At 73.7% G+C, this 22689-nt stretch carries 19 protein-coding genes; 7 read left to right on the top strand and 12 right to left on the bottom strand.

The genetic code is table 11. The features are described from left to right. The first annotated feature begins 12 nt into the window (after positions 1–12). Entirely contained in the window at positions 13–1323 is a 1311-nt protein-coding gene (locus ACQEU6_RS00385) for a cyclic nucleotide-binding domain-containing protein (RefSeq protein ID WP_499328441.1), read from the top strand. Positions 1324–1451: 128 nt separating this feature from the next. Here ACQEU6_RS00385 and boxB read toward each other — a convergent pair whose 3' ends face one another. From boxB to ACQEU6_RS00370, 3 genes are all read right to left on the bottom strand, one after another. After that, positions 1452–2867 carry a benzoyl-CoA 2,3-epoxidase subunit BoxB gene (gene boxB / locus ACQEU6_RS00380; protein ID WP_499328439.1) on the bottom strand — a complete coding sequence of 472 codons (1416 nt, stop codon included), beginning with the start codon at positions 2865–2867 and terminating at the stop codon, positions 1452–1454. Between the two features lie 3 nt (positions 2868–2870). After that, complete coding sequence (boxC, locus tag ACQEU6_RS00375) at positions 2871–4520, bottom strand: 2,3-epoxybenzoyl-CoA dihydrolase (RefSeq protein WP_499328437.1); 1650 nt, start codon at positions 4518–4520, stop codon at positions 2871–2873. A 117-nt stretch (positions 4521–4637) separates the two neighbouring features. Continuing rightward, a complete protein-coding gene (locus ACQEU6_RS00370; protein WP_499328435.1) occupies positions 4638–6254 on the bottom strand; it encodes a benzoate-CoA ligase family protein in 1617 nt (538 codons plus the stop codon). Positions 6255–6432: 178 nt separating this feature from the next. Between ACQEU6_RS00370 and ACQEU6_RS00365 the strand changes: the two genes are divergently transcribed. The 4 genes from ACQEU6_RS00365 to ACQEU6_RS00350 all read left to right on the top strand — a co-directional run bounded on the left by ACQEU6_RS00365 (position 6433) and on the right by ACQEU6_RS00350 (position 11383). Next, a complete protein-coding gene (locus ACQEU6_RS00365; protein ID WP_499328433.1) occupies positions 6433–7290 on the top strand; it encodes a PaaX family transcriptional regulator in 858 nt (285 codons plus the stop codon). Between the two features lie 188 nt (positions 7291–7478). Next, positions 7479–8321 carry a 4Fe-4S dicluster domain-containing protein gene (locus ACQEU6_RS00360; RefSeq protein ID WP_499340067.1) on the top strand — a complete coding sequence of 281 codons (843 nt, stop codon included), beginning with the start codon at positions 7479–7481 and terminating at the stop codon, positions 8319–8321. Continuing rightward, complete coding sequence (gene nrfD / locus ACQEU6_RS00355; protein WP_499328431.1) at positions 8318–9364, top strand: NrfD/PsrC family molybdoenzyme membrane anchor subunit; 1047 nt, start codon at positions 8318–8320, stop codon at positions 9362–9364. Before ACQEU6_RS00360 ends, nrfD begins: the two co-directional genes overlap by 4 nt. 147 nt (positions 9365–9511) lie before the next feature. Beyond that, positions 9512–11383, top strand: a complete 1872-nt coding sequence (locus tag ACQEU6_RS00350; protein WP_499328429.1) for a carbohydrate-binding module family 20 domain-containing protein — start codon at positions 9512–9514, stop codon at positions 11381–11383. Positions 11384–11429: 46 nt separating this feature from the next. Here ACQEU6_RS00350 and ACQEU6_RS00345 read toward each other — a convergent pair whose 3' ends face one another. Continuing rightward, the gene (locus ACQEU6_RS00345) at positions 11430–12248 is read right to left on the bottom strand and encodes an acyl-CoA thioesterase (protein ID WP_499328427.1); all 819 of its coding nucleotides are present in this window, start codon (positions 12246–12248) and stop codon (positions 11430–11432) included. A gap of 50 nt (positions 12249–12298) precedes the next feature. After that, positions 12299–12838, bottom strand: a complete 540-nt coding sequence (locus ACQEU6_RS00340; protein WP_499328425.1) for a DoxX family protein — start codon at positions 12836–12838, stop codon at positions 12299–12301. A gap of 195 nt (positions 12839–13033) precedes the next feature. On the opposite strand from ACQEU6_RS00340, the gene ACQEU6_RS00335 reads away from it, so the two are divergent. Further along, entirely contained in the window at positions 13034–13675 is a 642-nt protein-coding gene (locus ACQEU6_RS00335) for a hypothetical protein (RefSeq protein WP_499328423.1), read from the top strand. Between the two features lie 127 nt (positions 13676–13802). Then, positions 13803–15473, top strand: a complete 1671-nt coding sequence (gene qcrB, locus ACQEU6_RS00330) for a cytochrome bc1 complex cytochrome b subunit (RefSeq protein ID WP_499328422.1) — start codon at positions 13803–13805, stop codon at positions 15471–15473. Here qcrB and ACQEU6_RS00325 read toward each other — a convergent pair. The 7 genes from ACQEU6_RS00325 to ACQEU6_RS00295 form a co-directional block, all read right to left on the bottom strand. Continuing rightward, positions 15465–16031: a TetR/AcrR family transcriptional regulator gene (locus ACQEU6_RS00325; RefSeq protein WP_499328421.1), complete on the bottom strand. Its 567-nt coding sequence runs from the start codon at positions 16029–16031 to the stop codon at positions 15465–15467. The two genes, qcrB and ACQEU6_RS00325, sit on opposite strands and share 9 nt — an antisense overlap. A 32-nt stretch (positions 16032–16063) precedes the next feature. Next, the gene (locus ACQEU6_RS00320; RefSeq protein WP_499328419.1) at positions 16064–16768 is read right to left on the bottom strand and encodes a Crp/Fnr family transcriptional regulator; all 705 of its coding nucleotides are present in this window, start codon (positions 16766–16768) and stop codon (positions 16064–16066) included. Positions 16769–16817: 49 nt separating this feature from the next. Further along, the gene (locus ACQEU6_RS00315; protein ID WP_499328417.1) at positions 16818–17447 is read right to left on the bottom strand and encodes a LysE family translocator; all 630 of its coding nucleotides are present in this window, start codon (positions 17445–17447) and stop codon (positions 16818–16820) included. A gap of 52 nt (positions 17448–17499) precedes the next feature. Further along, the gene (locus tag ACQEU6_RS00310) at positions 17500–18288 is read right to left on the bottom strand and encodes a DUF427 domain-containing protein (RefSeq protein ID WP_499328415.1); all 789 of its coding nucleotides are present in this window, start codon (positions 18286–18288) and stop codon (positions 17500–17502) included. Positions 18289–18315: 27 nt separating this feature from the next. Next, positions 18316–19620 carry an erythromycin esterase family protein gene (locus tag ACQEU6_RS00305; RefSeq protein ID WP_499328414.1) on the bottom strand — a complete coding sequence of 435 codons (1305 nt, stop codon included), beginning with the start codon at positions 19618–19620 and terminating at the stop codon, positions 18316–18318. A 97-nt stretch (positions 19621–19717) separates the two neighbouring features. Next, the gene (locus ACQEU6_RS00300) at positions 19718–20761 is read right to left on the bottom strand and encodes an AraC-like ligand-binding domain-containing protein (RefSeq protein WP_499328412.1); all 1044 of its coding nucleotides are present in this window, start codon (positions 20759–20761) and stop codon (positions 19718–19720) included. Between the two features lie 281 nt (positions 20762–21042). Continuing rightward, complete coding sequence (locus tag ACQEU6_RS00295) at positions 21043–22242, bottom strand: IS110 family RNA-guided transposase (protein WP_499328410.1); 1200 nt, start codon at positions 22240–22242, stop codon at positions 21043–21045. Positions 22243–22689 lie beyond the last annotated feature (447 nt).

Here is a 22689-nt window from a genome sequence, read left to right as displayed (position 1 = left end):
CGCGTGGGGGTCGTGGCGTTCGGCGTCCTCGGGGCGGCGTGCACGGCGTGGGCGGCCGCGGCGACCGGGACGTCCGCGGCGGCGCTGCTCGCCGCGTTCACGCTCGCCGTCCTGGCCCTGTTCGTGGCGCCGCTGGTCGGGTTCGCGCGGGCCAGGGCCGCCTCGGCGCGGGCGCGGGCGGCCCGGGCGCGGTCCGCCGACGAGGCCGGCAGGCTCCGGGACAGCTTCTGGCACGCCCTGGGCTCCGACGAGCGCGACGCCGTCCGCGGCGTCGCGCGGCCGCGCACCTTCGGACCGGGCGCGCCGATCCTGCGGCAGGGGTATCCGGCCGACTACGTCGTCGTCATCCGGTCGGGCTGGACGAAGGTCCGCGTCGACCGGGCGGGCGAGGAGCGGATCGTGGCCGTCCGCGGTCCCGGCGACCTCATCGGCGAGCGGGCGCTGTTCGAGGGCGACGCCTGGTCGGCCACGGTGATCGCGCTGGACGGCGTGGAGGCGCTGGTCATCGGCGCGGCCGACTTCCGGCGCGTCGTGCGACGGCACGCGGGCGTGCAGTCGGTGCTGGAGAAGCAGGCCCACGACCGCACCGTCGAGGCGGCGGCCCGCACCTCGGGCACCGAGCTCGCCGACACCGAGCGCAGGCTGGCCGCGCTGTTCACCACGCTGGCGCGGGCGCGGGCCGGGACGCTCCCGGTGACGGGCGCCGAGCTGGCGGGCTGGACGTCGTCGTCGCCCGCGGCGGTGGCCAGCGTGCTCAGCGAGTGGAACGGCGCGGGCCTCGTGCACGCCGGGGACGGCACGATCGACGTCCTCGACCCGGTCCGGCTGGAGCGGCTCACGGCGGGCGGCGAACCCCGCCCGGAGGCCGTGTCCGGGTCCCTGTTCCTCACGGGGCAGGACTGCACGGTCGTGTTCGCCGACGTGGTGGGGTTCGGCTCCCCGGACCGGACCGAGACGGACCGCGCGGCCATCCGGCGGGTGCTGTTCCGGTCGCTGGAGGAGTCGTTCGCCGCCGCCGGAGTGTCCTGGGCGGCCTGCCACCGCGAGGACCGCGGCGACGGCGTGCTGCTCGTCGTCCCGCCCGGCGTCCCGGTGAGCGCCCCGGCGGATCCGCTGGTGCGGGCGCTCGCCGAGCGCGTCGGCCGGCACAACGGGAGCGCGGCCGGGGGGCGGCGCTTCCAGGTGCGGGTCGCGGTCGACACGGGCCCGGTGCACGCCGGGCCGGAGGGGTCACCGGGGCGGCGCTCGCCCGCGCCGCCCGGCTGCTGGAGTCGGACGACCTGCGGCGGCGGCTCGCAGGCGTCGCGGACGCCCTCGGGCTGATCGTCTCCGCGGCCGTGCACCGGGGGATCGCCGGGGCCGGACCGGAGTTCGAACCCGTCGAGGCGCGCGAGCCCGGCCCCGCGAGCGCCTGGCTGCGGCTCTTCCCCGCCGCCGGCTAGAGGCGCCGCCTAGAGGCGGACGTACTCGTGGTCGAAGGGGCGCCCGTTGATCCCGTTGCGGGGCGGCGCGATCCAGGCGGCGATCCTGCCGCGCTCGTGGACGGGCCGCATGAGCGACCGGACGTGGGTCCTGTCCACCTCCGTCGGCAGCCATGCGTCCCTGCGCCGCTCCCACTCGGCGGCGTCGAGCGGCTCGCCGTCCGGGGCGGCCTCGATGCCGGCGAAGGCGCCGACCCTGCGGTTGAACGCGACGCTCGGCAGGTACAGGCGCTGCGGGAGTCCCGCCTCGGACAGGATGCGGTTCCAGCGGTTGACGCCGCTCTGGCAGTCGGCGACGTACGCGCGGCGCAGGTCGGTGTTGAGGCCGACGAGCGCGGCGACCTCCGTCTGCCCGACGGCGCCGTCGACGAGGGCGTCCACCAGGAAGGCGTCGTCGGTGAGGCGGTGGTCGTCCTGGCGGCGGTCCTCCATCCAGCGACCCTTGAGCCCCGCCGTGTAGTAGTTGGCGACGTTGCTGGACGTCTCGGAGCCGAACAGGTCGAGCGAGACCGAGTAGTGGAAGTTCAGGTACTTCTGGACGACGTCCAGGGAGATCCCGCCGTGCGGGGCGACGTCGTCGGTGTCGTGCTCCCGCATCAGCTGGACGGTCCGCTCGACGACCCGGTCGATGCCCGTGGTGCCGACCATCATGTGGTGGGCCTCCTCCTTGAGCATGAACTCGCAGGTGCGCGACAGCGGGTCGAAACCGGACTCCTTCAGCGTGCCGAGCTGGTACTTGCCGTCCCGGTCGGTGAAGTAGGTGAACATGAAGAAGGAGAGCCAGTCGGGGGTCTCCTCGTTGAAGGCGCCGAGGATGCGGGGCGACTCCTCGCTGCCGGAGTTGCGGTGCAGCAGCTCCTCGGCCTCCTCCCGCCCCTCGCGCCCGAAGTGGGCGTGCAGGAGGTAGACCATCGCCCACAGGTGGCGGCCCTCCTCGACGTTCACCTGGAACAGGTTGCGCAGGTCGTAGAGGCTGGGCGCGGTGGCGCCGAGGTTGCGCTGCTGCTCCACGGACGCGGGCTCGGTGTCGCCCTGGATGACGATGAGGCGCTGGAGGTCGGCGCGGTACTCGCCGGGGACCTTCTGCCAGGCGGGCTCGCCCTTGTGGGTGCCGAAGCCGATGCGGCGGTCGCCGTCGCGCTCGGCCAGGAAGATGCCCCACCGGTAGTCCTTCATGGCGACGTGCCCGAAGTGCGCCCAGCCCTCGCGGCCGACGCCGACGGCCGTGCGCAGGTAGACCTCCCGCGTCGGCAGCGTCGGGCCCATGGACTCCCACCAGGACAGGAAGTTCGGCTGCCACGACTCCAGGGCGCGCTGGAGGCGCCGGTCCTCGTGCAGGTCGACGTTGTTGGGGATCTTCTCGCCGTAGTCGGCGGCGGTGGCCATCGCTCAGACTCGCTTTCGGTCGAAGTCGGCCCGCCGCCCGGTCCCGTAGCGGCGCAGGGCGCCGTCCGGTCCGGACGCGTTCGGGCGCGTGAAGATCCAGTTCTGCCAGGCGGACAGCCGTCCGAAGATCTTGGTCTCCAGGGTCTCGGGGCCGGGGAAGCGGTAGTTGGCCTCCAGGCCGGTGAGCGCGTCGGGGCTGAAGCCGGCCCGCTCCTCGACGGCGATGCGGATCTCCTCGTCCCAGTCGAGGTCGTCGGGCGCGAAGGTGACCAGGCCGAGGCCCTCGGCGTCGGCGGCCTCCAGCGGCTTGCCCGCGGCGTCGCCGGCGGCGGCGAGGGCGTCGCCGTGGCCGAGGAACCGGGTCGCGAGGCGGGTGAGGCCGTTGCCCATCGGGAGCGGGCCGAGGTTCATCGCGTCCACGGTGACCGCGGCGGGGGCGGCGTCCGGATCGACGTCCTCGAAGACGCCGTCGAGCTGGTAGGAGCGGTCGGCGGCGAGCGCGAGCTCCAGGAGGGAGCCGGCGAAGCAGCTTCCGGGCTCGATCAGGGCGATGAGGCTGCGGCTGGTGACGTCCAGCCGCTTCAGGGTCCGCTTGAGGTAGTGCACGACCTCGCTGGCGAGCCAGTCGCCGGCGTCGCCGAGCAGCAGCCGGTCGTGCGCGAGGACGTGCTCGGCCGTCCCGCGCGTGCGCAGCACCCACGTGCCGAGCTCCGGCTCGTTCGTCCGCAGGTCGAGGATCAGGTCGTCCAGCTCGCGGGTCATGGCGAGCGTCCAGAAGCCCGGGTCGCGCACGCCGCCGGGAGGGGCGTCCGGGCCGGTGACCGTGATCTCGGCGGCGCCGGCGCCGCGGTCGAGCCGCGCCGAGACGTGCCGGTAGGCGATCGAGGCGTCCGTGCGGTCCTTGCCGAGCGGCGCCAGCGCGATCCCCTCGGCCTCGCGCGGGCGCGACGAGCGGGCCGCCAGCTCCCGCGCGCGTTCGGCGACCGTCTCGTCCCAGGCGGTGCGCGGGACGGCCTCGTCCACCAGGCCCCACGCGACGGCCTTCCTGCCGCCGAGCCCCTCGGCCCTGGTGGAGAAGTAGTCGGCGCGGTCGCGGCGCACGCGCCGCTTGTCCGACACGCGGGTCAGGCCGCCGGTGCCCGGCAGGACGCCGAGCAGCGGCAGCTCCGGCAGCGACACCGCCGAGGAGCGGTCGTCGACGAGCATGATGTGCTCGCAGGCGAGGGCCAGCTCGTACCCGCCGCCGGACGCGGTGCCGTTCAGCGCCGCCAGGTAGGTCTGACCGGAGTTCGCCGTCGCGTCCTCGATGCCGTTGCGGGTCTCGTTGGTGAACTTGCAGAAGTTGACCTTCCAGGCGTGCGGGGACGCGGCCAGCATCCGGATGTTGGCGCCCGCGCAGAAGATCTTCTCCCTGCCGCTGGTGACGACCACCGCGCGCACCGCGGGGTGCTCGAAGCGGAGCCGCTGGACGGCGTCGTAGAGCTCGATGTCGACGCCGAGGTCGTAGGAGTTCAGCTTCAGCTCGTATCCGGGGACCAGCCCGCCCCGTTCGTCCACCGCCATCGTGAGGGTGGCGACCTCGCCGTCGACGTCCAGGCGCCAGTGCCGGTAGCGGGACGGGTCCACCCGGAACTCCACGTGCGGGCTGATCATGGGCTGTCCTTCCGCCGGTGCCGTCTCATCATGCTCCACAGATTTCATTCGCTACGTCAAGAGTTTGTAGCATTTCGACTCGCGCGGCGGCCCCGGGCGGGACGGCCGCGGGACGGGTCAGGGCGCGGCGAGCAGGGCCGAGGCGAGCTCGCGGACGGCGAAGCGGCGCAGCTTGCCGGTCGGCGTCGTGGGCAGCCCGTCCACGACCAGCACCTCGCGGGGCCGCTTGAACGCCGCGAGGCCCGACCGGCAGAACGCGATCAGCTCGTCCGGCTCGGCGGCCGCGCCCTCCTTGAGCACGACGCAGGCGACGGGCTTGTCCAGGCCGTCGGCGTCCGGCAGCCCGACGACGGCGGCCATCGCCACCGCGGGGTGCTCCAGCAGCCGGCCCTCCACCTCGGCCGGCGACACCCAGATGCCGCCGGCCTTGAGCATGTCGCCCGTCCGGCCCAGGCAGGTGTAGTAGCCGTCCTCGTCCACCACGTAGGTGTCGCCCGTGCGCAGCCACTCCCCCTGGAAGACCTGCCGGGTCGCCGCCGTGCGGCACCAGTAGCCCGTCGCGATCGACTCGCCCTTCACCAGCAGCGAGCCCGGCGTCCCCGGCCGGACGTCGGCCCCGGCGGCGTCCACGACCCGCAGTTCGTAGCCGGGGACGGCGGTGCCCGTCGTCCCCGGGCGGACCCGGCCGGGCCGGTTCGACAGGAAGATGTGCAGGCACTCCGTGGAGCCGATCCCGTCGATGATCTCCACGCCGTACCGCTCGGTGAAGCGGCGGCACAGCTCGGCGGGCAGGGGCTCCCCCGCCGACACCGCCAGCCGCACCGACGCGAACGCCTCGGCCGGGACCCCGGCGTTGAGGATCGCGGCGAAGAAGGTCGGGACGGCGAAGAACAGGGTCGGCCGGTACTCGGCCAGCCGCGCCGCCACCGAGGCCGGGGTCGGGCGGTCCGGATCCAGGACGGCGGTGGCGCCGGCGGCGAGGGGGAAGAACAGCGAGTTGCCGATCCCGTAGGCGAAGAACAGCTTGGCGACCGAGTAGCAGCGGTCGTCCGGCCGGATGCCGAGGACCTGGCGGCCGTAGCTCTCCACGACGTGCCGGATGTTGGCGTGCCGGTGCATCGCTCCCTTCGGCCGGCCCGTCGTCCCGGACGTGTAGAGCCACAGGGCGCTGGAGTCGCCCGAGGTCGCATACGGTTCGGCCGGAGCGCCGCCGCGGGCGCGGCCCTCGCCGACCAAGGTCTCGAACGCCTCCACCCTCACCCCCGCCGGAGCCCGGAGCACCGCGCCCCCCTCTGCCAGGTCCCCCTCGACCGCGACGCACCGGACGCCGGGAGCGTGCGCCAGCGCCGCCTCGGCGGCGACCGCGAACATGCCGCTGACCAGCAGCACCCTGGCCCGCGCATCGGCCAGCAGGGCGCCGAGCTCGGGGCCCGTCAGCATCGTCGACACCGGCACCGGGACGGCGCCGAGCCGCATCGCGCCGAGGATCGCGGCGGCCATGAGCGGGCCGTCGGCCATGAACAGCACCACCCGCTCCTCGGCGCGCAGCCCCCGGCGTCCCAGGCCGGCGGCGATGTTCCCGGCCAGCTCGGCGAGCCCGGCGTAGCTCAGGTCCCCGGCCGGACCGGTCAGCGCCGTCCGGCCGCCGCCGGGCCCGGACGCCGCCCGGAGCAGGTAGTCGGAGGCGTTGAAGGTGTCGGGCGGGACCGGTGCGGTCGCCGTTTCAGCGGTCATCGAGGTCTCCCCTCGCCGGGAACCGTGGGCCCAATGCTCTACATAGATGAAACGCTAGTCAATAGACTTGTGGAACGAGGAGGCTTCGGACCGGACGCGCGCGCCCCCGGGGCGGGTCCGCGCGATACTGGACGGCGTCCCAGACGGGCGTGCCCATCAGGGCCCAGAGGAGGAGCACATGGCCCGAACCGGCGAGGACGCGGCGCACCCGGAGCCGAGGTTCCGGCGCCGGCGCGAACTCGGCGCGGCGAGCGCGCGCTCGCTGCTGCTGACCGTGCTGGGCGAGTTCGTCCTTCCCGGCGGCGAGCCGGTGTGGACGGCGACGTTCCTGCGCGCGCTCGGGCTCCTCGGCGTCGAGGAGAAGGCCGTCCGGCAGGCGCTCGCCCGCAGCGCCGGCGAGGGCTGGCTCGCCGGGGAGCGGCACGGGCGCCGCACCGCCTGGCGGCTCACCCCGTCCGGGGAGCGGCTGCTCACCGACGGCACCGAGCGGATCTACGGCTTCGGCCGCCCGGCCGGGGCGTGGGACGGGCGGTGGCTGCTCGTCCTCGCCACCGTCCCGGAGACCAGCCGGCGCCTGCGCCACCTGCTGCGGACCCGGCTCGCCTGGAGCGGCCTCGGGAACCTCTCCCCCGGCGTGTGGGTCAGCCCGCACCCCGAGCGCGAACCCGAGGTCAGGGAGGTCCTCGCCGGGATCGGCGTCGCGGACGGCTCCACGCTGTTCACCGGGCGCCTCGGCGACCTGGCCGAGGCGCGGCGCGTGGCGCGCCAGGCCTGGGACCTGGGGGAGATCGGGCTCGCCTACGAGGACTTCCTCGACGCCGTCGCCGCGCTGCGTCCCGCCGACGACCCGGGGACGTTCGCCGCGCACACCAGGCTCGTCCAGGAGTGGCGCCGGTTCCCGTTCCTCGACCCCGGCCTCCCCGCGGCGCTCCTGCCCGAGGACTGGAGCGGCGCGCAGGCGGTCGCGCTCTTCCACGAGCGGCACGACACCTGGCGTCCCGTCGCCGACCGCCAGTGGAAGGCGATGAGCATCTGACGGCGCCCGCCGCCCCCCGGTGAGCCCGGCGGGGCGGTGTGTAGGCGACGCGTCCCCGGGAAGTCGGGTAGGGGCCGGTGTCGTCGATGGGAGTCGTGGAAATGCGCAGCCTCATAGGACGGAACCTGCTCGCCGGAGCGGAGCCCGACGTCGCCGCCGACTCCGGCTACGCCGACCACCCGCCCCGCATGGGCTTCTTCACCGACACCTCGGTGTGCATCGGCTGCAAGGCGTGCGAGGTGGCGTGCAAGGAGTGGAACGCCGTCCCCGAGGACGGCCTCGAGTTCACGGGCATGTCCTACGACCACACCCAGGGCCTCGGCGCCGACACCTGGCGGCATGTCGCCTTCATCGAGCAGAGCAAGCCGATCGGCCAGAACGAGACCGGCGTCGACCACGGTGCCGCCGACCACGGTGCCGCCGACCAGGGCGCGGCGCCGGGCGCGGACGGCATGCGCTGGCTGATGGCCTCCGACGTGTGCAAGCACTGCACGCACGCCGCCTGCCTCGACGTGTGCCCCACCGGCTCGCTGTTCCGCACCGAGTTCGGCACGGTGGTCGTCCAGCAGGACATCTGCAACGGCTGCGGCTACTGCGTGCCCGCCTGCCCGTACGGGGTCATCGACCAACGCAAGGACGACGGGCGGGTCTGGAAGTGCACCCTCTGCTACGACCGTCTCGGCGCGGGGCAGGAACCCGCGTGCGCGAAGGCGTGCCCGACCGACTCGATCCAGTTCGGCCCGCTGGACGAGCTGCGCGAGCGGGCCGCGCTGCGCGTCGACCAGCTCCACGACCTCGGCGTCGAGGACGCCCGCCTCTACGGGCACGACCCGGACGACGGCGTCGGCGGCGACGGCGCCTTCTTCCTCCTGCTGGACGAGCCGGAGGTCTACGGGCTGCCGCCGGATCCGGTCGTCACCACGCGCGACCTGCCGTCCATGTGGCGGCACGCGGGCGTCGCCGCCGCCGCGCTGCTCGGCGGGCTCGCCGCCGTGTTCGCCGCGCACGGCCGCGAGGGGAGCGCGCGATGAGCTCGTCGGAGGTCGGCAAGGACGGCGTGCACGGCGCCAGGCCGGGCCGGGAGGCCGAGATCGGCAAGGGCCCGCGCGGCGGGCGACGGCGCAGGGGCGGGCGCGGTGAGAAGGCCCGCACTGAGAAGGCCATGGTGCCGGAGGCGGAGTTCACCTCCTACTACGGCAGGCCCATCCTGAAACCGCCGGTGTGGAAGTCCTTCGACGTCGCGGGGTACTTCTTCCTCGGCGGGCTGGCCGGCGCCGGGTCCGTGCTCGCCGCCGGCGCGCAGCTCACCGGGCGCCCGGCCGCAGCGCGGGCGTTGAAGATCTCCTCGCTGGCCGCCATCGGCGGGTCCACGGCCGCGCTGGTCCACGACCTCGGGCGGCCGGAGCGGTTCTGCAACATGCTGCGCGTCATGAAGCCGACGTCGCCGATGAGCGTCGGCTCCTGGCTGCTGGCCGCCTACGGCCCCGCCGCGGGCGCCGCGGCCGCGCTGGAGGTGACCGGGCTGTTCCCGCGCCTCGGCCGTGCCGCCACCGCCGGGGCCGCCGCGCTGGGGCCGGCCGTCGCCGCCTACACCGCCGTGCTCGCCGCCGACACCGCCGTCCCCGCCTGGCACGAGGCGCACCGCGAGCTGCCGTTCGTCTTCGTCGGCTCCGCCGCCGCCGCGGCGGCCGGCATGGCGCTGGTCGCCGCGCCCCTCCGGGAGAACGCCCCGATGCGCACCGCCGCCGTGTTCGGCGCCGGCCTGGAACTCGCCGCGGCCAAGGCGCTGGAGCACCGGGCCGGGCCGGTCGCCGAGCCGTACAGGCGGGGCCGGGGCGGAGCGTACATGCGGGCGGGCGAGATCCTCTCCGCCGCGGGCACCGCGGGCTGCGTCCTGCTCGGCTGGCGCAGCCGGGCCGCGGCGGCGCTGAGCGGGGCCGCGCTCCTGGCGAGTTCGGCCTGCACGCGTTTCGGCGTCTTCCACGCGGGCGTGCAGTCGGCCGAGGACCCCCGGTACACCGTCGTTCCCCAGCGGGAACGCCTCGCCGCCCGCGGCGAGGCGTCCACCTCCTGAGGCTGCCACCTTTCTGCAAGTTCATTGAAATCTTGCGCAAACTCTTGACCTGACTGCAAGAAGAGAGCATTCTCGCGTTGCTCGCGGACGGCCGTCCCCCACCCCTTCAGGCGCCCGCCAGGCGCCCTGTGACAGGAGTTCGCCGAAGTGTCTGCCAACGACGCCCCACGCCTGAGAACCCCCCGCGCCAGAGCCCCCCGCCGCCGGTCGCTGCTCGCCGCCGGCCTCCTCGTCCTCGCCGGGACGGCGCCCGTCGCCGCCCTGCTCCCCGACCGCCCCGCCAGAGCCGCCGCGTCCCTCAACGCGAGCGACGTCACCGCCAACCTCTGGGAATGGAACTGGCCGTCCGTCGCGGCCGCGTGCACCGACCACCTCGGGCCCGCCGGCTACGGGGCCGTCCAGGTCGCGCCGCCGGCCGAGTCGGTCAGCCTCGCCTCGACCAACGACGGCTCCCATCCGTGGTGGGAGGTGTACCAGCCCGTCTCCTACGGGCTGACCAGCAGGCTCGGAACCCGCGCCCAGTTCTCCTCCATGGTCGCGGCATGCCACGACGCGGGCGTCCGCGTCTACGCGGACGCGGTCGTCAACCACATGGCGGGCCGCAACAACACGCTGAACACCACCTACGGCGGCTCGACCTTCGACCCCGGCGGGTTCGCCTACCCCGCCGTCCCGTACGGGTACGGCGACTTCCACCACGCCAACGACGGGTACTGCAACGACGACGACGCGGGCATCGACGACTGGAACAACACCTCCGAGGTGCAGAACTGCGAACTGGTCTCGCTGTCCGACCTGAAGACCCAGTCCGGCTACGTGCGCGACAAGATCGCCGGGTATCTCAACGACCTGATCGGCCTCGGCGTGGACGGGTTCCGCGTCGACGCCGCCAAGCACGTCGCCCAGAGCGACTTCGCCGCCATCAGGAGCGCGCTGCGCACCACCACCGCCGAGGGCAGGGCGCCCTACATCGCGCAGGAGATCTTCCCCGGGTCGAGCGCGGCCGACCTGAAGCCGTCGGCGTTCACCGGCAACGGCGACGTGCTCGGCTTCTCCTACGCCCAGGGCCTGAAGACCCAGTTCCAGAACGGGACCCTGTCGAACCTGTCGGGCATCCCGTCCTGGTCGCTGGACGCGGACGGCTCCCGGACCCACACCATGATCACCAACCACGACACCGAGCGGGACGGGTCCACGCTCAACTACAAGAGCGGCTCCGACTACACCCTGGCGAACTACTTCCTGCTGGCCTACCCGTACGGCAGGCCCTCGGTGTACGACGGGTTCACCTGGTCCTCGGCCGGGCAGTCGCCGCCCGCCGACTCGCGCGGGTTCGTCACCGGCGCGAACTGCTCGAACGGCTGGCAGTGCCTCACCCGCTCCACCGGGATGAAGGGCATGGTCGGCTGGCACAACGCGACGGCGTCCGCCACGGCCGTCGGCAACTTCACGGCCACCGCGGGGAACGTCATCGGGTTCAGCCGCGGCTCGAAGGGCTGGATCGGCCTGAACGACTCCTCCGGCCCGTCCACGGCGTCCTACCGGACCGGGCTCGCGGACGGCGTCTACTGCGACGTCATCACCGGCGGCCTCGGCTCCGGCGGCTGCCAGGGCACCGCCGTGACCGTGTCGGGCGGGACGGCGACCGTGACGATCCCCGCGGGCGGCGCCGTCGCGATCCACGCGGACGCCCGGTCGGGGCAGACGCCGCCGCCCACCTCCGACCCCGGGACCGTCTCCGACACCTTCAACGTCAACGCCACCACCACCTGGGGCACGAGCGTCTACCTGGTCGGCGACGCCGCGGCGCTCGGCTCGTGGGACACCGCCAGGGCGGTCAAGCTGTCCCCGTCCGGCTACCCGATCTGGAACGGGACGGTCACGCTGCCCGCCAACACCAGGATCGAGTACAAGTACATCAAGAAGACCGACGACGGGGCCGTGACGTGGGAGGCCGGCGCCAACCGCACCTACACGACCGGCACGTCGAGCCGCACCGCCGACGACACCTGGCGATAGCACCACCGCGGGCCGGCCTCCGCGCGGAGGCCGGCCCCGGCGCGCGTCAGGAGCGCGGCGTGCGGAAGAGGGTCTCCTGGGTGAGGCTGGCGACGAGCACGCCGTCGCGGGCGTGGATCGTCCCGGTGTACCAGCCGCGACCGGCGGCGACCGTCTGCGGAACGAGGTCCATCAGCACCCAGTCGTCCATCCGGACGGGCCGGTGGAACCAGACGGCGTGGTCGAGGCTGGACCCCGACCGGGCGGCCCCGTCGTGCAGCGCGATCAGCCCGCTGGAGATGTCGGACAGGTACGTCAGCACGCACGCGTGCAGCAGGTCGTCGTCCGGCAGCGGCGCGGTGCAGCGCGACCACAGCCGCGTCGGGAAGTCGGCCGCCTCGTAGGGCTGCGGCGGCACGCGGCTCTCCATGGAGAACAGGCGCGGGACCGGGGAGGCCGGGAGGCCCTCCGGCTCCGGGGCCCGCGGGGCGGGGTGCACCTGCCGGTCGTCGTCTTCGGCGGGCCGCTGGAACGACACCGACATGTTGAAGATGACCTCGCCGCCCTGCAGCGCCACCACGCGGCGTGCGGAGAACGAGCGGCCGTCGCGGTCCCGGTCCACCCGGAAGATCGTCGGCCGTGCAGCGTCGCCGCCGCGCAGGAAGTAGCCGTGCAGCGAGTGCGGCAGCCGCCCCTCCGGGACGGTGCCGCCCGCCGCGCGCAGCGCCTGCGCCGCGACCTGCCCGCCGTACAGCGGGTACGGGTCGTCGAAGACGAGGGCGCCCCGGTAGAGGTCCCGGTCGAGCTCTTCCAGATCCAGCAGGTCCAGGACGGAATGGAGGGATTCCAGCCGTGCTTCGGGCTCTTCGGAGATCGAGGGTCGCACGCCCGTGACGCTATCCGACCCGGGCGAGATCCGGCCGGGCACCGCGCGGGTCAGTCCTCCGGCGCCCCGGCGGGGCGCCTGCCGGGACGCCAGAAGGCGGCCAGCAGGAGTGCGGCGCCGGCTCCCCCGGCCAGGGCCGTGAGGGCCAGGCCCGTCCAGCCCGCCAGGTCGTCCTCGATCCCGAGGGCGCGGTCCAGCGACAGCGCTCCGCCGCCCAGCGCGCCGGCGGCGCACGCCACCATCATGATCATCACGACGTACTCGTAGCCCTGCCCCGGGCGGAAGATGAAGAAGCCGTTGCGCAGGTGCGCGGTGACGAAGGCGACCGCCATCGTGCCCACCGCGCCCGCGGCCGCCAGCGGCGTCAGCAACCCGAGCACCAGCAGGACGCCCGCGCCGAGCTCGGTGCCCGTCGCCATCAGCGCGTGCAGCCGCCCCGGGCGCAGCCCCATCGACTCGAACCAGCCCGCCGTGCCCTCGATCCTCCCGCCGCCGAACGCGTGGTTCCACCCGTGCGCGATCAGAGTGCCGCCCACCGACACCCGCAGAACCAGGGAGGCGATGTCGATCCCCGCCGCCTCAACAGCCATGCCCGGCCCCTTCCTTCGTGCGCTGGGAACGTCCAGCAACGTACCGGACGAGGCGGGTGGCCGAACGCCCTCCGCATATCCCGCTGCCCGTGGGGCAGATCACAGGAAGTCAGGCTCCGCATCGCGTCACATCCGAGCGCGTGCCGCCCCTCTATCTGTGTGAGCGGCGCGGGCGCGGAGAGCTTGGGAGGCGGCATGGACAGCGTGGCGAGGAAGTTCGACCTGACGATGCTGTACGCCGCCTACGACGCCTTCCGCCGCGACGCGGCCCGGTTGGAGGCGGCCGCCCGGCCCGGCTCCGGCTTCGGCTGGGACCCGGCCGCGAACGGCTGGGCCCTGTTCACCTCCCACTGGAGCCTCCAGGACCGCGCCGAGAAGGAGGCCCTCTGGACGGTCATGTACGCCAAGGACGCCGACGGGCCCGGTCGGGTCGGCGCGGTCCTGGACGCCATGGCGTCGCTGGCGCTGAGGGCCGTCCCGCTGATCGACGGCGTGGACGCGGCGCTGGAGCACCGCGACCGCGCCGCGCTCGCCGGCTACGCGCGCGACCTGCGGGCCTCGGTGGAAGCGCTGCTGGACTTCAAGGAGTCCGACGTCCTGCCCCTGATCCACGACACCCTCACCCCGTTCGAATGGGGCACCTTCGACGTCGAGTTCCGCCGCGGCCTCGGCCTGCGCGGGTTCGGGGTGTTCCTGCCCTGGCTGCTCGACGGCGCCCCCGACGGCACCCGCCGCGCCGTGCTGGGACTGCTCCCGCCGCCGGTGCGGCTGCTCTACCGGGCGCGCTGGCGTCCCCGCTACCTGCGCCGCGGCGGGCTCGCCGTCCCGGCGCGCTGACCGCCGGGGCCGCGCGACCGCGCGCCGTGTGACGCGGTCCACATCCCTGAATGTCACATTTGTCGGCCGAGGTCGGTCTCATTCCCAGAAGCGCGACTGCCCACGGCGCGACGGAGGGATGCGGACGATGGCGGGAACGAGGACGCCCGGCGGGGCGCGGGCCGGCACGCGGAGGCCGCCCAGGGGAGTGGACGTCACGGCGCGGGCGCTGGACGAGCGGTTCGGCACCACCGGATTCGCGCGCAAGGCGCTGCGCAAGGCCTTCCCGGACCAGTGGACGTTCCTGCTCGGCGAGATCGCGATGTACTCCTTCGTGATCATCCTGCTGACCGGGGTGTACCTGACGCTGTTCTTCAAGCCGAGCATGCACGAGGTCGTCTACGACGGCTCGTACACGAAGCTGAAGGGCGTGGAGATGAGCGAGGCGTACGCCTCCTCCCTCAAGATCAGTTTCGACGTGCGCGGCGGCCTGCTCGTCCGGCAGATCCACCACTGGTCGACGCTCATCTTCATGGGCTCGATCCTCGTGCACATGCTGCGCAACTTCTTCACGGGCGCGTTCCGCAAGCCCCGCGAGCTGAACTGGCTGATCGGCGTCGCCATGTTCATGCTCGTGATGCTGAACGGCCTGTTCGGCTACTCGCTGCCGGACGACCTGCTGTCCGGCACGGGCCTGCGCATCCTGGAGGGCGTGCTCGCGTCGATCCCGCTGGTCGGCTCGTACGCGGTGATGTTCCTGTTCGGCGGCGAGTACCCCGGCACCGACATCATCCCGCGCCTGTACGTCATCCACGTGCTGCTGATCCCGGGCATCCTGGCGGCGCTGATCCCCCTGCACGCCGTCGTGCTGACCTGGCGGCAGACGCACACGCAGTTCCCGGGCAAGGGCAGTTCGAACACGACCGTCCGCGGCTACCCGTTCTTCCCCGTCTTCATCGCCAAGACGACGGCGTTCTTCCTGTGGGTGCTGGGCGTGACCACGCTGCTGGCCGCGTTCGTCCAGATCAACCCGATCTGGCTGTTCGGGCCCTACGACCCCGGAGCGATCAGCTCCGGGTCGCAGCCGGACTGGTACATGGGCTGGCTGGAGGGCGCGCTGCGGATCATGCCGTCCTGGGAGATCAGCCTCTGGGGCCACACCGTCGCGATGAGCGTGGTCGTCCCGGCCCTCGTGGTGCCCGGGCTGCTGTTCACCGGCCTGGCCGCCTACCCGTTCCTGGAGCGCTGGGTGACCGGCGACTCCCAGATCCACCACCTGCTCGACCGGCCGCGCGACGTCCCGGCGCGCACCGGCATCGGCGTCGGCGGCGTGGTCTTCTACGGGACGCTGTGGCTCGCGGGCGGCAACGACGTCCTGTCCCACAGCTTCGAGGTCTCGCTGTTCTGGACGACGTGGTTCTTCCGCTTCCTCATCATCCTCGGACCGGTGCTGGCCTACGTCGTCACCTACCGCATCTGCGTCGGCCTGCAGCGCCGCGACCTCGGCCTGGCCCACCACGGGCTGGAGACCGGCATCGTCCGCCAGTCGCCGGACGGGCGGTTCAGCGAGGTCGAGCGCCGCCTTCCGGACGAGGCGATCGCCGCGATCACCGATCCGCGTCCCGCGCCCGCCGCCGACCTCGACGTCCCGCCGCCCGTCGGCGACGTCGACAGCCCGCGCGGCCGCACCGCGCGGGGACGCGTGCGCGCGGCCCTCAACCGCCGCTTCCGGGCCGATCTGGCCGCCGTCCCCGAGCGCCGCCCCGCCGGACCGGACGGCGACCGGCCGGAGGTCGGGGAGAAGGCCGCGTCACGCTGACCCGGAGCGCTCGAACAGGAGGCGGATGACCGGTTCGGCGGCCTCCACCGGGTCGTCGCCGAGGTCCCGCAGCGCGCCGCTCAGCCACAGGTGGGCGAAGCCGTGCACGATCGACCAGGCGGCGATCCCGGCCGTCCGGTCCCCCGCCGGACGGCCGGGCGCGGCGCCGCGGACGCCCTCGGCGAGGATCCGCCCGGCGCGGTCGCGGGCGGCGACGACCTCCGGGGCGTCGGGGCGGTAGAGCGCGGGCGCGAACATGACCTCGAAGTGGGCCCGGTGCTCGACCGCGAACCGCACGTAGGCGAGCCCGACGCTGTGCAGGTCGCCCCCGGCGGCCTCCAGGGCGTCGGCGAACAGCGCGTACCCCTCGGCGGCGACGGCCGTCAGCACGCCGGCCTTGTCGCCGAAGTGGTGGGCGGGCGCGGCGTGCGACACCCCGGCGCGGCGCGCCAGTTCGCGCAGGCTCCACGTCGCCGGGCCCGCCTCGGCGATCGCCTCGATCGCGGCGTCGAGCACGGCGCGCCTCAGGTTGCCGTGGTGGTAGGGGTCACCGCTCATGCCCGGAATCCTAGGGCGGGAGGACGGGCCCGTCAGTCCTGCTCCTTGGCGAACGCGCGGAGGCGCTCCAGGTCGACCACCGTGATCCTGCGCCAGCCGGTGCGGATCAGGCCCTCGCGGCGCAGCCCGCCGAGCGCGCGGGCGACGGTCTCCCGGGAGGCGTCCATCCAGCTGCCGAGCTCCTCCTGCGACAGCGGCGGCCCGATCTCGATCGACCCGTCCGCCGCGGGCGGGGCGTGGTGGGCCGAGCGCTCCGCCAGGTCGGCGAGCAGGGCGGCCAGGCGCTCGGGGCCCCGGCTGGTGATGTGGGCGGTCAGCCGCCGGTCGGAGTCGTCCATGCGCTGGACGAAGGTGCCGGTGACGAGCATCCACACGTCCGGGTGCGCGTCCAGGAACCCGGTGAAGCGGGCCGCGGGCACGACCAGGGCGCGGATCGGGGACAGCGCGGTGACGGTCGCGGCGCGCGGCCGCCCGCCGAGCACCGCGCTCTCGGCGAGCAGGTCGCCGGGGCCGCGGACGGCCAGCACCACGTCGTGGCCGTCCTCGGTCGCGGAGGTCACCTTCGCCCAGCCCCGCTCGATGATGATCACATGGTCGGACTCGTCGCCCTGGTACACCAGCGGCGCCTTGACCGGGAACGTGCGGGGGCGCGCGGCGCCGCGCAGCGCGGTCCGCTGCGCGGGTTCGAGCGCCGACCAGAACGCGGAAGGCGGTGAGGACGCCGCGTACGGAACCAACAGCCGCCTCCTTTGCTCAGGGTTACCAGAACTGTAAACCCGCAGGACCTCACTTGGGGACGGCGATGAGCCGCACGGCGAGCCCCGTGAAGACCGTCCCGCTGAAGACGTTCAGGCCGCGGGCGACGCGGCGGCTGCGGCGCAGCAGGTTCGCGAGGCGGCCGGAGAGCAGGCCGACGCCGGCGTCCACGGCCAGGCCGAGCAGGACGAGCGTGACGCCCAGGACGAGCAGCTGCACCATCGGGTGCCCCATGGAGGGGTTCACGAACTGCGGCAGGAAGGCGATGTTGAAGAGGATCACCTTGGGGTTGAGCAGGTTCGTGACGACGCCCTGCCAGAACGCGCGGAGCAGCCCCGGGCCGGCGGGGGCCGCGCTCTCCCCGGCGGGCTCGCCGTGGTCCCGGAACGACCTGACGGCGAGGTAGAGCAGGTAGGCGGCGCCGGCCCAGCGCAGCACGTGGTAGAGCACCGGCAGCGCGGTGAACAGCGCGGACAGGCCGAGCGTCGCGGCGACGGCGTGGGTGAGGGCGCCGGCGGCGACCCCCGCCGCGGCCATGAGGCCCGTGACCGGGCCGCCGCGCCCGCCCATCGCGACGATGAACATCATGTCGGGGCCGGGCGTGACGCAGAGCGCGAAGGCGGCGACGACGAACGCCGCGTACAGGGAGGTGTCCAGCATGCCGAAATCATGCGGCAGGAGGCCGCCGCTCCGCGAGCGCATTACCCCGGCGTCAGGAGGCCGGGGGCGGCTGGGTCTCGATCGTCAGGGCCTCGTGGTCGAAGGACAGGTATCCGCCGATCTTCGCCGCGTCCTCCAGCGGCTCCTCGTAGGACCAGGCGGCGTCCTCGGCTCCGGCCAGCGACCAGTAGGTCGCCTCGCCCTTGTAGGGGCAGAAGGTCCGCTTCTCGCTCCGGGCCAGCAGGTCGCGGCGGACGTCCTCGGCCGGGATGTAGTACCGGTTGGGCAGTCCCGTCTCCGACAGCAGCTTCGGCCGCCCGGTCTCGGCGACGACCTCGCCGTCGAGCAGCACCCGCACGCGGCGGGACGTGGCGCGGGCGTCGACGCGGTGGAACGGGTCGCGCAGGTGGCCGTGGACCTCCTCGTCCTCGTCGAGCCAGGCGTCCATCCGGCCCCAGTAGAAGGCCATGTGGCCGCGCAGCCACGCCGACTCCGGCTTCGGCTCCGGGTACCCCCAGACCGCGTTCTCGGCCGCCCGGTCGCCCGCCCGCACCGTCCAGTACACGGCGTCGCCCTTGAACGGGCAGTGCGTCGTGTGGACGGTCTTCTCCAGCAGCTCGGTGCGCACGTCCTCCTCCGGCACGTAGAGGACGGGCAGCAGCCCGGTCTCGTGCAGGAGCTTCCCGCGCTCGGTGTCCAGCACCGTCTCCCCCGCGAAACGGGCGCGCACCCTGCGGGGGAAGTCGTGCATGAACAGCCGGTGCACCGGCCCGTCGATCGTGAAGTTGACCTCGTCGCCGGGCGAACCGGCGAGCGGGCCCGGTCGCATGGTCAGGGACATGGCGCGGCTCCTCGGACTGCCTGATCGTTAGACGCCGGTCGGCATCGTCTCCAGTTCACCACGGCGCGCCGCCTCCAGATGCAGCGGCCGGAGCGCCGAGGTCGCGCGGAACCAGCACAGCGCGTCGTAGCGGTCGGCGAGCCGGGTCGGGACGTACTGGCGCAGGTCCCGGTCCGGGTCGTACACGACGCCGATCGCGCGGTGCCCGAGCGCGCCGGTGAAGAAGGCGGGCTTCTCCGGCTCCGGAGGCACGACGAACATCGCCCGGTGCAGTTCCGACTCGGCCAGCACCTGCTCCAGCGAGCCGCGCGCCGGCGGCGGGACGTGCATGACCTCCATCGGGGCGCCCCAGGCCGGCGCGGCGACGACCTCGCCGGGCCCGCCCGCGAACCCGACCAGAACGACGCCGTCCGCTCCGTGCCGCTCCCTGGCGAGCTGGCCGAGGTTGACCATCCCGGCGCCCGCCATGTCGGTCGCCCGCGCGTCGCCGACATGGGTGTTGTGCGCCCACACGACGGCCCCGCCGCCGTAGAACCCCATCAGCCGGTCCAGCGTGTCGGCCATGTGAACGTCCCGGACGTTCCACGATTCCGGCCCGCCGCCGAGCATGGTGCGGTAGTAGTGCTCGGCGCCCGCCGCCACCTCGGCGTTCTGCAGGGCGTCGAACTCCTCCTCCGGGTCGCCGGCCTCTCCCGGCGGCGCCGGGCGGCGCAGCGCGGCCAGCAGGTCCGCGACCTCCGCCGCGCAGCCGCCGGGCACCAGGGCCGTGTTCCACGCGTAGGAGCGGGGGTCGTGGCCGTGCGGCTCGAAGCAGCGGTACGCCTCCAGCGCCGTGTCCAGGTACTCGGGGCGGTGCTCCGCCAGGTGGTCGACGACCGCGCGCAGCGACTCCCAGAGGCTGTAGACGTCCAGGCCGTGGAAGCCCGCCCGCTCGCCCGGGGGAAGTTCCGCGTTGCGGTCGCGCAGCCACCGGCAGAACCGGACGGTCTCCTCGTTGGCCCACATCCACGTCGGCCACCGCTCGTAGGCGTCCAGGGCGTCCCTCGGATCCCGGTCGGCCCCCGGCGCGAGCGTCACGCAGCGGCCGACCCGGCGGCAGTCGGGCCAGTCGCCCTCGACGGCGACGCCCCCGAACCCGCGCTCGGCGATCAGCCGTCTGGTCAGCGCCGCCCGCCACGCGTAGTACTCGTGGGTCCCGTGGCTGGCCTCGCCGATCAGCACGCACCGGGCGTCCCCGTTCCGGTCCAGCAGCGGGTCCAGGTCCTCCGCGTACTCCAGCGGCAGCGCCGCTCCGCGCACGTCGGCGGCGGCGCGGCTTTCCCAGCGTGGCATGGCGGCGTCCCCCTCGCGTCCTCCATCGCGTTCACGTCGTCCCCTCCGCGTTCCCGGGATACGGGGATCGATTCGCGCCGGCCGCGAATCGACGGCGCTAGGCGTCCCGCAGGATGCCGGTGGCGCGGGCGCGGTAGTCGCTGGGCGTCTGCCCGTAGGCGGCGCGGAAGGCGCGGCTGAAGGCGGCGGCGTCCGGCAGGCCCCAGCGGACCGCGATCGCGCCGATCCGCTGCGTGCCGAGGAACGGGTCGCCGAGTTCGCGGCGGCAGTGCTCCAGGCGGCGGGTCCGGACGTACCGGGCGACGGTCGTCCCCGTCGGCGCGAACACCCGGTAGAGCTGGCGGACGGAGATGTGGTGCGCGGCCGCGATCGCGGCGGGGCTCAGCGACGGGTCGTGCAGGCGCGCCTCGATCCACTCCTCGATCGCCCGCAGCATCTCCGCTCCCTCCGGCGACGGGCGCGGGGGCGCGCCCAGCCACTCGCCGGCCGCGCCGGCGACCAGCTCGACCAGCGCGCCGCCGAGATGGTGGGCGTAGATCTCGTCGGCCGCGCCGCCGAACGGGTCGCCGGGCGCGGTCCCGGTCCCCGCGGCGGGCTCGGCGCCGTTCGCGGCGCCGCCCCGGGCGGCCTCCTCGGCGCTCTCGGCCAGGGCGCCGAGGAAGGACGAGACGAGCCGCCCGGTCCGGGCCCGCCCCCCGACGAGGGTGCCGCCGAACTCGGCGAGGCGCTCCCGCGGCAGCGGGACGGCGCTGTGCGGGATCACGACGGTGAAGATGTGGTGGTCGTCGAAGGAGATCTCGACCGGACGGGTGAGGTCGTAGAACACCACGTCCCCCGGCCCGACCACGGCCCGGCGGCCGTTCTGCCGCAGCACGCACGAGCCGCGCAGCACCAGGCCGAGCTTGTAGCACTCGCGGGTGTCGCGGGCGATCTGCAGGGCGCTGCGCCGCACCGCGTGCGCGGGCGCGTACACGTCGCCGGCCTCCACCGGACCCAGCGCCCGGCCGCTCAGCCGGGCGGCGAACCCGCCGGGCAGGCGCGGCTGCACGTGGAACGGGCCGAAGGCCGAACTGATCAGGTGGCGCCAGAAGTCCGCCTGGTCGCGGGCAGGGTGGTCCGAGGTGTCAACGAGCGTGGGCATGACGCTCCTCCGGTCGGCGGGCGGGATCTCGGACGCCACCCGCAAGGCTTCTACGGCGCGTCAGGAAGGTCAATGAGCGAGTCAGCACGACGCTCCGGGCGGGCTTTGGCACTCGCCGCCAAAGTCACGGCACGCAGCGGCAAGACCGCCCCTTCCCCGGCGGCTTATACATGTCGCGGACCGACCCCCTGGGAGCCCCGCCAACCGGAAGATCCCGGACGACCCCCGAGAGGATTCCCAATGAGGTTGTCAACCCGACGCCGTAACCGATCGTGAGCGGTTCAGGCTGCTGTGGTCAGTTTCAGGGTGGGTGCAGCCATGTAGACGCGTCCGTCTCTGAGCATCGCCCACAGCACGTTGACTCTGCGGCGGGCCAACGCGAGCACGGCCTGGATGTGCTTCTTGCCCTCGGCCCTCTTGCGCTCGTAGAACGCTTTGGAGGCGGGACAGCAGCGGATGCTGACCATGGCGGACATGTAGAACACTCGCAGCAGGCGGCGGCTGTAGCGCCGGGGCCGGCGCAGGTTGCCGCTGATCTTGCCCGAGTCCCGGGGTACCGGCGCGAGTCCCGAGACACCGGCCAGCCGGTCCGCGCTGCCGAACGCGGCCATGTCGCCGCCGGTGGCGGCGATGAACTCCGCGCCCAGGAGGGGGCCGATGCCGGGCAGGCTGGTGATCACCGCGGCGTGTTCGTGCTCGCGAAACCGGGCCTGGATGGCCGCGTCGGTCTCGGCGAGTTCGGCATCCAGGGCGATCACCTCCTCGGCCAGGCGCTCGACCACGGCGGCGGCGGTCTTCTCGCCCGTGACCGTGGTGTGCTGGGCCTGGGCGGCCTCGATCGCGGCCAGGGCCACGCGGGCAGGGTTGCGGACCTTGCGGGCCCGCAGCCATGTCTCCAGCCGGGCCTGGCCGATCTTGCGCAGCGAGGTGGGGGTGCGGTAGCCGGTGAGCAGTGTCAGGGCGGCCTTGCTGTTGCTGTAGTCGAAGGCGCGCTCCAGGGCGGGAAAGTAGCCCAGGAGCTGGTCGCGCAGCCGGTTGATGGTCCGGGTGCGATCGCAGGCCAGGTCGGTACGGCGGCCGGTGAGGATGCGCAGGTCCGTGGCGATCTCGTCGAAGGACGCGATCGGGTGCAGGTCCCGGCGCATGCGGGCCTGGTCGGCGATGATGAAGGCGTCCTTTGCGTCGGTCTTGCCGCCGCCCCGGTAGGCGCCGGAGGCGTGGTGGACGGTGCGCCCCGGGATGTAGACCAGGTCCTGGCCGTGGCCGAGCAGCAGGGTGATGAGCAGGGCCCCTCCACCGCTGTTGAGGTCGATCGCCCACCGCAGGTCTTCACCCAAGGCGTTGGCCTCGGCGATGAGGCCCAGGATCTCGGCTTCGTCGTTGACCACCTTCCTGGACAGCAGCCGGTTGCCGTCGGGGTCGATCACGGTGCAGTGGTGGTGGGTCTTACCCGCGTCCACACCTGCCCAAATGCGTGGCATCGGGCTCCTCCGTCGTCGCAGCTCACATGGGGGTCCCGCAGACGACCGCGCCGTCGTGTCCTTACACAGCGATCTGTTCGCGCATCCCAATCAGCGGTCGGGTCGTCTTGGAGCGCCAGGCGGCCAATCCTCTCAAGCCACCCAGGTGGCAAACCCATGAAAGCCATACCTGGCGCTCCCGGGGTCCTCCCAACCCTACGGACGGTCAGGAACGAACACCCAGGAAGAAGGTAAGGAACCCCCATGCCAGCGGACGAGCAGGAGACCGGCACCGGCCACGAGCCCGGCACCGGCGACGGCCAGGAGAACGGCATCAGCCGCAAGAACTTCATCGTCGCCGCGGGAGCGGCGGGCATCGGCGCGCTCGTGCTGCCCACCGCCGTGTCCGCGGTGGCCGCGCCAGCGCAGGCCGGCACGGAGCAGCAGCCGCTCACCCCCACGCCCAAG

The organism is Spirillospora sp. CA-108201 (assembly GCF_050936235.1).
Taxonomy (GTDB): domain Bacteria; phylum Actinomycetota; class Actinomycetes; order Streptosporangiales; family Streptosporangiaceae; genus Spirillospora.
Note: the sequence above shows the minus strand (reverse complement) of the source record. Positions and strands in the feature narration are given on the sequence as shown.

Coding starts and splice junctions, on each gene's coding strand:
- boxB (WP_499328439.1), bottom strand. CDS start 2,867: ATGGCCACCGCCGCCGACTACGGCGAGAAGATCCCCAACAACGTCGAC.
- boxC (WP_499328437.1), bottom strand. CDS start 4,520: ATGATCAGCCCGCACGTGGAGTTCCGGGTGGACCCGTCCCGCTACCGG.
- ACQEU6_RS00370 (WP_499328435.1), bottom strand. CDS start 6,254: ATGACCGCTGAAACGGCGACCGCACCGGTCCCGCCCGACACCTTCAAC.
- ACQEU6_RS00365 (WP_499328433.1), top strand. CDS start 6,433: ATGGCCCGAACCGGCGAGGACGCGGCGCACCCGGAGCCGAGGTTCCGG.
- ACQEU6_RS00360 (WP_499340067.1), top strand. CDS start 7,479: ATGGGCTTCTTCACCGACACCTCGGTGTGCATCGGCTGCAAGGCGTGC.
- nrfD (WP_499328431.1), top strand. CDS start 8,318: ATGAGCTCGTCGGAGGTCGGCAAGGACGGCGTGCACGGCGCCAGGCCG.
- ACQEU6_RS00340 (WP_499328425.1), bottom strand. CDS start 12,838: ATGGCTGTTGAGGCGGCGGGGATCGACATCGCCTCCCTGGTTCTGCGG.
- ACQEU6_RS00335 (WP_499328423.1), top strand. CDS start 13,034: ATGGACAGCGTGGCGAGGAAGTTCGACCTGACGATGCTGTACGCCGCC.
- qcrB (WP_499328422.1), top strand. CDS start 13,803: ATGGCGGGAACGAGGACGCCCGGCGGGGCGCGGGCCGGCACGCGGAGG.
- ACQEU6_RS00325 (WP_499328421.1), bottom strand. CDS start 16,031: ATGAGCGGTGACCCCTACCACCACGGCAACCTGAGGCGCGCCGTGCTC.
- ACQEU6_RS00315 (WP_499328417.1), bottom strand. CDS start 17,447: ATGCTGGACACCTCCCTGTACGCGGCGTTCGTCGTCGCCGCCTTCGCG.
- ACQEU6_RS00310 (WP_499328415.1), bottom strand. CDS start 18,288: ATGTCCCTGACCATGCGACCGGGCCCGCTCGCCGGTTCGCCCGGCGAC.
- ACQEU6_RS00305 (WP_499328414.1), bottom strand. CDS start 19,620: ATGCCACGCTGGGAAAGCCGCGCCGCCGCCGACGTGCGCGGAGCGGCG.
- ACQEU6_RS00300 (WP_499328412.1), bottom strand. CDS start 20,761: ATGCCCACGCTCGTTGACACCTCGGACCACCCTGCCCGCGACCAGGCG.
- ACQEU6_RS00295 (WP_499328410.1), bottom strand. CDS start 22,242: ATGCCACGCATTTGGGCAGGTGTGGACGCGGGTAAGACCCACCACCAC.